Raw genomic sequence first — 1,933 nt, 5'->3', positions numbered from 1 at the left:
ATTCACAATACGAAACGCAAGCTGCCCCAATACATACGACATATTCACCCAGTTACTATGAAGCTCTATCCCTTCACCAAAATATCCTTCATCATTATAGGGACCATCAATATATAATCCATCCTCAAAATTATTGTCACGATCCGTCCGCTCGTAGTATCCAAAATCACGAATACGACGATATTCAACCTTTTCAACAAACCGGAGAAAAGTACGCCGCAACACATACGTACGCGTAATCTCCACATACGCATTCCGATACCACACATAAAACAACAGACCTGCTACAGGACATGACATCAAAATTCCCTGACATATACCGTCAAAACGATTAAAACGGAAATAAAAATACAGAAATAACACTAATGCCACAAGAGAAACAGCCCAAAATCCGTATGCAGCCAAAAGAAGAAAACCCATCCGATGTATATTCTTTTTACCTGTAGACTTCCCTCGATTACGCTTCGACAGAAAACTCCGCCCGAAAGCAGAAAGTAGGGGACCCAAAAATGCGTTATCCACAGTACACCGCCAAAGGTGAATTAGTTGCCCTCATCAGATGAACTCTCCGAAGCTTTCTTATCATTTTCAGGGAAATTAGCCCCACCAGAAGACATAACCATCTCCCACGCCTGCCCCGAACGCATATAATCCCTCAGCATACCCTGATCGTCATCCGAGTCAGCATCAGCCCAACGCTCCTGCTCCATACGAAACACCATCTGAGCCTGAATATACGCCAAACTGGCCTGCACACTTGATACAAGCACCGATCCCGTACCAGCAGAACTATCACTAAATAAAACTATCCCAGATTCCTCACGATTGCCATACGCACGAAACATATTCACATCTTTAAAATGAACCTTCTGAACACGCCTCAATAAATCACGACGCAACACATACGTACGCGTAATCTTCACATACGCATTCCGATACCACACATAAAACAACAGACCTGACAATGGAGCTACAGCTAAAACCCCCATACAATATCCATCAAGTTGATTAAAGCGAATATAAAAATATATGAGAAAACCTAAAGACCCAAGAGACACTATCCAACAGCCCCAAGCCATCACGATCAACAGAGGCATACGCTGAATATTGGAGTTTACTTTCTTACCCCGGTTATACCTCGACAAAAAGGTACGACCTAAAGCGGAAAGAATAGGACTCAAAAACGCATTATCCATAACAACCCGCCTGAACCATGAAGCTCCTACTCATTAGATGGGTCTTCCTCTGTAGGATCTTTGTCCGGGATGATGTTATTCTCAGGGAAAGCCATACCATCATATTCCAAACAAATATTTCGAGCCTGCCCCGACGATACATACTCCTGAACTTGCTCATGATCCTCATCAGAATCAGGATCAGCCCACCGCTCATTCACAATACGAAACGCAAGCTGCCCCAACACATAATTATAATTAGCCCAATTACTATGAAGCTTAACACCAAGAGTAGGAGTACCCTTAGCATCATACGGACCATTTAAATACAGCCCATCCTCAAAATTACCTTCCCGATCATGCCCCTCATAATAGGAATACCCACGAATACGACAATATTCAATCTTCTCAATAAATCGAAAAGCATCCCGCCGTAACACATACGAACGGGTAATCTCCACATACATATTTCGATATAATGCATAAAATAATAGACCACTTAAAATAAAAACTAACTCGGCAAACGCAAATGCCATGGCACCACCAAAATTAGTACCACCACCGTTAATAGTGCTCCCAGTAAAAAATATTGCCGCAGCAACACTAAAAACCCAAAGAGCCCAGGCCATAACAATCATGAGAGGCATACGCTGAATATTAGAATTTACCTTCTTACCCCGGTTATACCTCGACAACCATCCCCGTCCCAAAGCAGAAACAAGAGGACCCAAAAACGCATTATCCATAACAACCCGCCT

General features: G+C 42.8%; 2 protein-coding genes and 1 pseudogene. All 3 read right to left on the bottom strand.

Annotated features, from left to right (window positions below):
• Positions 1–420: hypothetical protein (locus HMPREF2609_RS10970; RefSeq protein WP_168162162.1), on the bottom strand; the 420-nt coding region annotated here is incomplete at its 3' end.
• A 122-nt stretch (positions 421–542) separates the two neighbouring features.
• Positions 543–1,196 carry a hypothetical protein gene (locus tag HMPREF2609_RS10820; RefSeq protein WP_141745278.1) on the bottom strand — a complete coding sequence of 218 codons (654 nt, stop codon included), beginning with the start codon at positions 1,194–1,196 and terminating at the stop codon, positions 543–545.
• A 26-nt stretch (positions 1,197–1,222) separates the two neighbouring features.
• A pseudogene (locus tag HMPREF2609_RS09640) lies at positions 1,223–1,933 on the bottom strand (hypothetical protein); the annotation flags it as partial.

Source organism: Rothia sp. HMSC058E10, assembly GCF_001809415.1.
Lineage (GTDB): Bacteria > Actinomycetota > Actinomycetes > Actinomycetales > Micrococcaceae > Rothia > Rothia dentocariosa.
This window is presented reverse-complemented; position numbering and strand designations above follow the sequence as displayed.